The 7,261-nt window shown below is 23.5% G+C and carries 4 protein-coding genes and 1 pseudogene; 4 read left to right on the top strand and 1 reads right to left on the bottom strand.

The genetic code is table 11. From position 1 onward, the window contains the following. Positions 1–38: 38 nt before the first annotated feature. From GBZ86_RS10705 to GBZ86_RS10690, 4 genes and pseudogenes are all read left to right on the top strand, one after another. Complete coding sequence (locus tag GBZ86_RS10705; RefSeq protein WP_152890522.1) at positions 39–3,257, top strand: sensor histidine kinase; 3,219 nt, start codon at positions 39–41, stop codon at positions 3,255–3,257. A gap of 133 nt (positions 3,258–3,390) precedes the next feature. Next, on the top strand, positions 3,391–4,074 hold the full coding sequence (locus GBZ86_RS10700) for a hypothetical protein (RefSeq protein WP_152890520.1): 684 nt from the start codon (positions 3,391–3,393) through the stop codon (positions 4,072–4,074). Positions 4,075–4,198: 124 nt separating this feature from the next. Continuing rightward, positions 4,199–5,407: an alanyl-tRNA editing protein gene (locus GBZ86_RS10695; RefSeq protein WP_152890518.1), complete on the top strand. Its 1,209-nt coding sequence runs from the start codon at positions 4,199–4,201 to the stop codon at positions 5,405–5,407. After that, positions 5,398–5,630, top strand: a pseudogene (locus GBZ86_RS10690) (transposase); the annotation flags it as partial. The gene GBZ86_RS10695 and the pseudogene GBZ86_RS10690, both read left to right, overlap by 10 nt. Before the next feature lie 246 nt (positions 5,631–5,876). On the opposite strand, the gene GBZ86_RS10685 reads toward GBZ86_RS10690, so the two are convergent. After that, positions 5,877–7,205: an MATE family efflux transporter gene (locus GBZ86_RS10685; RefSeq protein ID WP_152890516.1), complete on the bottom strand. Its 1,329-nt coding sequence runs from the start codon at positions 7,203–7,205 to the stop codon at positions 5,877–5,879. Positions 7,206–7,261 lie beyond the last annotated feature (56 nt).

The raw sequence follows: 7,261 nt of genomic DNA, 5'->3' as shown, positions 1-7,261 counted from the left end.
CTATAATATTGAAATGTAAGAAAAATAAAGGGGGATGTATGAAAGTATTAAAAAAAATATCTTTAATATATATTTTAAGTATTATTTTTATATTTATTGGGGGTTATTCTGAAGTTTATGGAAAAACTAATATTAATAATAGGTTTGAAAATAAAAAAATTAATTTTAATAAAGTTACAATTTTAGATGGTATGTCTCAATCGTCAGCTCAACATATTTTTCAAGATAGTAAAGGTTATATGTGGATAGGAACTAGCGATGGACTTAATAGATATAATGGACATGATTTTAACATATATAGTTATAAAAGAAATAATGATAACACTATAAGTTCTAATAATATAAAGGCAATTGTTGAAGATAAAGAAAATAATTTATGGATTTCTACATCAAATGGATTAAATAGAATTTCTTTATCAAATAATAACATTAAAAGATATATTGCAAAGAGAGAAGAAGGCCATATATCTAGTAATCTAATTGAAGAATTATTAGTAGATTCTAAAGGTCGATTATGGATTTGTACTAGAGATGGATTAAATTTATATAATAAGGAAACTGACTCATTTAAAAGAATAGGATATGAAGATGAAATATTAAGTGATCAATGGACTCATGTTTTAGAAGAAGATATTTATGGGAGAATTTGGATTGGTACAAAAAATGGGTTAAATATGTATAATGAACAAACGGGAGAAATTGTTAAAAAATTCAATTTGAGTGATGATAATATTTGTTCTTTATATGCTGATGAAAGTAAATTATGGATAGGTACAGTAAATGGTGGAGTAAATATAATGAATTTAAATGATTTTACTGTTAAGGTGTATAAAGGAGAAGAAGGGAAAGAAAACTCATTACCAAGTAATCATGTAACTTCTATGTTAAAAGATGATTTAGGGAATATATGGATAGGAACAAGCGATGGATTAGCAAAATATTGTGAAGAAAAAGATGGGTTTATAGTTTATAAAGCTGAAGCTCATGATGAATTTAGTTTGATAGATAATGATATATATAATTTATATAAGGATAAATCAGGAACTATATGGGTAGGTACATATAAAGGTATAAGTTTATTTAATCCACACAGTCCATTTATAAACTATACACATAATCCTAATAATGAAAACTCAATAAGTTCTAATGCAATTTCAGGAATTTATGAAGATAATGAAGGATTACTTTGGATTGGTACTAAAGATAAAGGAGTAAATATAGTAGATTCACAAAATAATAAAACAATTAGAATTAATACGTCTAATAAAAATACTATAAGCTCTAATAATATACGAGATATTATTGGAATTGATAATGAAATTTGGATAGCTACCAACAATGGATTAAATAAATTTGATAAAGTAACAAAAAAATTTGAACATTATAAGTTAGAAGATAAAAATAGTATTATTAATAATAATGTAAGAACATTATTTATAGATAATGAAGGGATTTTATGGATTGGAACAAATGAAGGATTATGTACATTTGATAGAAATAGTAAAATATTTAAAGATTATAAAAAAATATTTTATAAAAATAATATAGTTAAAAAATCTTTTACTGACATTTTTCAAGATAGTGAAGGTATTATGTGGTTTGTATTAAATGATAATGGAGGTCTTATAAGATATGATAAAAAAACAGAAAATATTAAAGTTTATAAAAATGAAATTAATAATGATAAATCTTTAAGTTTTAATACTGGTGAATCAATAAATGAAGACAGTAAAGGTAATTTATGGATAGGAACAAAACATGGATTGAATAAATTTGATAAGAAAAAAGAAGAGTTTACAGTATATACAGATGAAAATGGATTACCTAATAATAATATCTATGGTGTGTTAATAGATGCTGAAGACACTATTTGGGTTAGTACAAATTATGGAATATCTAAATTAAGTGTAGAAAAAAATAGATTTATAAATTACAGTATTATAGATGGACTAGCTTCAAATGAGCATAATGGATATTCTTATTATAAAAATAAAGAAGGTAAAATGTTTTTTGGAGGAATAAATGGGGTTTCTAGTTTTAATCCTAATGATTTAAAAGAAGAAGAGCCTGTTCCTAATGTTAATATAAGTGAAGTTACAACTTCTAAAGGAAATATTATAGAATTTGAAAAAAGTATAAACTTATCATATAATTCTAGAGAATTATATGTAGATTTTTTTATACCAGATTATAGAAATATTCGCAAAACTGAATATGCATATAAATTAGAAGGCATTGATAAAGAATGGTTTTTATCTGAAAATAAGAATTATGCTAAATATGCAAGTTTGCCTTCGGGACAATATAAGTTTTTAGTAGCAGGAAAAAATTCTAATGGAATATGGAGTGATATTACATCTATAAATGTAAATGTAGAAAAGGCACCTTGGAATACTCCCTTAGCATATTGTTTTTATATAGTGATAATAGGAATTATTTTTTATTATATTTGGAATGAAGTAAATTTATTAGATAATTTAGTTAAACAAAGAACTAAAGAATTAAATAACAAATTATATGAAAATAAAGAATTGTATTGTAAACTAATAGAAAATGAAAGGTATAAAAATAATTATTTTATAAATCTTTCACATGAACTAAGAACACCGTTAAATGTTATTTTAACAATAGAACAATTAATAACTAGTTTAAATAAAGATAATAAAGAAATAGATGAAAAAAAATTAACATATTATATGCAAACTTTAAGAAGAAATTCTAAAAGATTATTAAACTTAATAAATAATATAATTGATACATCTAAAATTGAGTCAGGTGAATATAAATTAAATATTAAAAAAGAAGATATTGTATATATTGTTGAAGAAACAGCATTATCTATGAAGGAATTAGTTGAATCTAATGGTTTAAATTTAATAATAGATCCACAAATAGAAGAGAAATTTATAGAATGTGATAAGGAAGAAATAGAAAGATGTGTAATAAATCTTATTGCTAATGCGGTAAAATTTACTGAAAGAGGTGGAGAAATTTATATTTCCATTATTGAATTAGAAAATAATGTGCAAATAAGAGTAAAAGATACTGGTATTGGAATTTCACTAGAATATCAAGAGGCTATATTTAATAGATTTGCACAAGCATATCATAAAGCTAGTGAAGAATTTGGGGGGAGTGGATTAGGGTTAACTTTGACTAAACACTTATTAAATCTTCATAATGGAGATATAAGGGTAATAAGCGAACAGGGAAAGGGTAGTGAATTCATAATTACTTTGCCAATTACACAAAATTAAAATTAAAGCACTAAAATATTATGTATTTTAGTGCTTTTTTCTATATTTTGTTAAATTCTAGTAAGAAATATACAATTATTACATAAAATATGATATAATAAAAAAGAAAAAAACATATGAGGGGAGAGAATTTATGAATATTAAAGGAAAAAATATCAATAATAAAACAATTGCTATTTTAGTTGCTGTTGTTGTTGCAGTAGTAGCAATAGTAGGAGTTTCTATAAGTTCTGGCAAAAGTAGTGCTAATAGTGGTAAAGAAGTAGATAATTCACAAAATAATAATGTAGAAAACAACGATAAAAAAGATGATAATAAAGCACAGGTGGAAGAAGCTAACAAGGGTGAAAGTTCAGAAGAAGAGGAAACAGAAAATACTGTTACAATAACAACAGAAAATAAAGATTTTACTAAAGAATTTGTAAAACCAGATAAAATAGTTTTTAATAAAGATGGAGATGCAATTAGTTTAACAGAGGAAGAGAATAGTGATAAGTTTAATGCTACTATGGACATAATAAATAAAATGTTTAATGATGATATGACTTTAAAAGAAACTAAGGTTACTTTAGATGATATGAGTAATATTTTAACAGATCAAAATGCTATACAGCTTCTTTATGCTGATGATCAAAAAGGAAATTTTAAAATAAATGGTGGAGAAGAGGGAGCAGAAAAAACTTATAATGAAGTTATTATACCTTTAAGTGGGGATTCAACAAATTTAGTTTTTCTTTATGGTGCTGAACAAGCTAATTATTCAGAAGCATTATCTGAATTTAAATATGGAGAAGAAATTAAAAAGATTATGGAATAAATATAAAAAAAAGCAAATCATTTTTTATGATTTGCTTTTTTTATATAAAGAAACTGGTTTTGAATATAAGAATAATAATGCTATAATAGCTAAAGAAATTATAAAAAAATGGAGGATTTAATTAATGGATAAATTATATTATGTAGATCAACATATAAAAAACTTTACGGCAGAAATAATTGATATATTAGAAATTGATAAAAAATTTCATATTGTTTTAGATAAAACAGCATTTTTTCCAGGTGGAGGAGGGCAACCTAGAGATTTTGGTAAAATAGAAAATATTGAAGTTATTGATTTGTATGAAAAGGATGGAATAGTATATCACGTAGTTGGAAAAAAGCCTATAAAAATCCATAGAGTAAAGTGCTCAATAGATTGGAAAAGAAGATTAGATGGAATGACTCAACATTTTGCTCAACATGTTCTTTCAGGATGTTTTTACACTTTATTTAATGCTAATACTGTTAGCTTTCATATGGGAAAAGATATTAGTACAGTAGATATTGAAGGCTATTTAGAAGAAGAGAAAATAAGAAAAGCTGAAAAATTAGCTAATGAAATAATAGAAGAAAATATAGAAGTAGAATTTTTAACTCCTACTAAAAAAGAATTAAGAAAATTAAATTTAAGGAGAACATTACCAAATACTGAAAATGAAATAAGGGTAGTTAAAATAGGAGATTTAGATATAAATGCCTGTTGTGGAGTACATCCTAAATCAACTTTAGAATTAAGAATGATAAAAATTAAAAAATGGGAAAAACATAAAAAAACTACTAGAATTGAATTTTTAGCAGGTAAGAGAGCTATTGAAGATTCATTTAATAAAGATATATTTACAAATAAAGTTTGTAGATATTTAAATAGTAATGAATTAGAAGTTATAAATGGTATTAAAAATATTAATGATAAGTTAAAAGAAGCAAATGAACAAAATAAAAAATTAAGAGAAGAACTATCTAAATATCAAATTGATGAAATGATAGATAATTCAGATAAATTAAATAATATTAATATAATAAAAAAAATTTATGAAAATGAAAATATTAAAGATATAAATAAATTAATAGGTAAAATAATAGAAAATGATAATGTAATAACTTTAATAGTTATAAAAAATAATGAAAGAGCAAATATTATTTTTGCTTGCTCTAAAAACTTAAAGAATATAAATATGAATACACTTTTAAAAGATTCTATTATTTTAATTGATGGAAAAGGTGGCGGTAGTCAAGTTTTAGCCCAAGGAGCTGGAAAAAATAATAATAATATAAATTCAGTAATAGATTATGCTTTTATAAAAATAAAAAATGAATATATAAAGGAGTAGAAATAATAGAAACAAATACATGCAAAGATTATATATATATGCTTGTAAGTATTCTGCCAAAACTAAGTGCTTTTCAATTTGTGAGATACTTGAAAGGAAAAAGTTTTTTGATAGACATGCTAATTAAAAATTTAAGTATGGGAATAGATAATTTGGGGGTAAAGGGTATTATGTTGATACAGTTGAAAGAAATAAAACGGAGATAGAAGAATATATTAAAAATTAAATACAGGAAGATATAGCATATAAAAAAATAAGAAAACCATTTTAAGCGGGAGTTAGTGGATAAAATGTGGTTGGCATATTGTTCAAAGTACAAGTAACATGCCTTTATAGGGCTAGAACAAACCACCCGTTTTACGGGTGGTTATGATTTAATTAAATAAAGTGATATGAAATGTATTATTTGTTTATTAATATAAGAACAGAAGTTAAGTTTAAAAAAATTATATTATATAAAGTATTAATTTTAGTCAATAGTATTTTTTAAAACTACTAAAGAAATAATTAAACAAATAGTTTCAGAAATTATAGTTACATACCATATAGCTTCGCCACCAAAAATAGCTACCATTGAAAAAAGAACTAGTAATATTATAATTAATCCTCTAGAAATAGAAATAATAGTAGCATTAAATGGTTTTTCTACAGATGCACAAAATCCAGATATAAGTATATTAAAACCTAATATTAAAAATGAAATAGAAAATTTTCTAAAGGAATCAACTGTGTATTTAAATAAATTAATATCACTAGAAGAAATAAATATAGATACAATATTTTTAGTAAACAATATAGATATTAAAAAAGAAAATGTTGAAACTATAGCTACAGTTTTAAAGCTCATTTTAAGTAGATTTAAAACTGTTTTTGAATCTTCCTTTCCATAATAGTAACTACTTAAAGGTTGCATCCCTTGGGTTATTCCTATCATCGTCATTAATACTAATGTATTTATATAAGTTATAACGCTGTAAGTAATAATACCATTTTCTCCAATATATTTTAAAATGCTTTGATTAAACATTAAAATAACTATTCCAGAGGTTAATTCTGTAATAGCATCTGGAAAACCTATGGATAAAATTCTCTTTAAAGTTTTTAAAGATATTTTAAATTTAGTAAATTTAATTTTTGAATTAGATGATAAAAAATGCTTTAAAAAAAAGAAACATGAAACCATTTGAGAGAATCCAGTTGCTAGAGCTGCTCCTTTTATTCCCCAATTAAGTTTAATAACTACTATGTAATCTAAAATTATATTAGTACCTGCTGCTATTATCATACCTATAATAGCCAAATATGGAAATCCATCTGTTTTTGTAAGTACTTCTAAGCAATAAGATATAATGAAAAAACCATTAAATAATATTATTATTTTTAAATATGAAATTACTAAAGGTAAAGTAGTTTCAGTAGCACCTAAAAATAAAGCTAATTTTTTTATATTTAAAAATCCCATAATTAATATAAAAATAGAACATAATATCATGCATACCATATTAAATGAAAATACTTGATTAGCTTTTTTATAATTTTTTTTCCCTAAATATATGGCAATAATTGTTGATACTCCAGTAGAAAAAAGCATTGATATTGCAAAAATAAAATTAACAAAAGGCATAGAAATATTAACCGCTGCTAAAGCATTTGATCCTACTCCTTTACTAACAAATATACCATCTACCATTGTATATATTGAAAATACCCACATGGCAGCTACGGAAGGTAATAAATAATGCAAAAATTTTTTTCTTAAATAAATTTTATTATAATTAAATTCATTTGAATTATTCATTTATAATCACTCCTTTAACTTAAATATAAACTATTTAAGTTTGTAGTCAAATATAT

The organism is Clostridium tarantellae, assembly GCF_009295725.1.
Taxonomy (GTDB): Bacteria; Bacillota; Clostridia; order Clostridiales; family Clostridiaceae; genus Sarcina; species Sarcina tarantellae.
The sequence above is the reverse complement of the archived record's forward strand: the minus strand, read 5'-3'. Positions and strand labels throughout refer to the sequence as shown.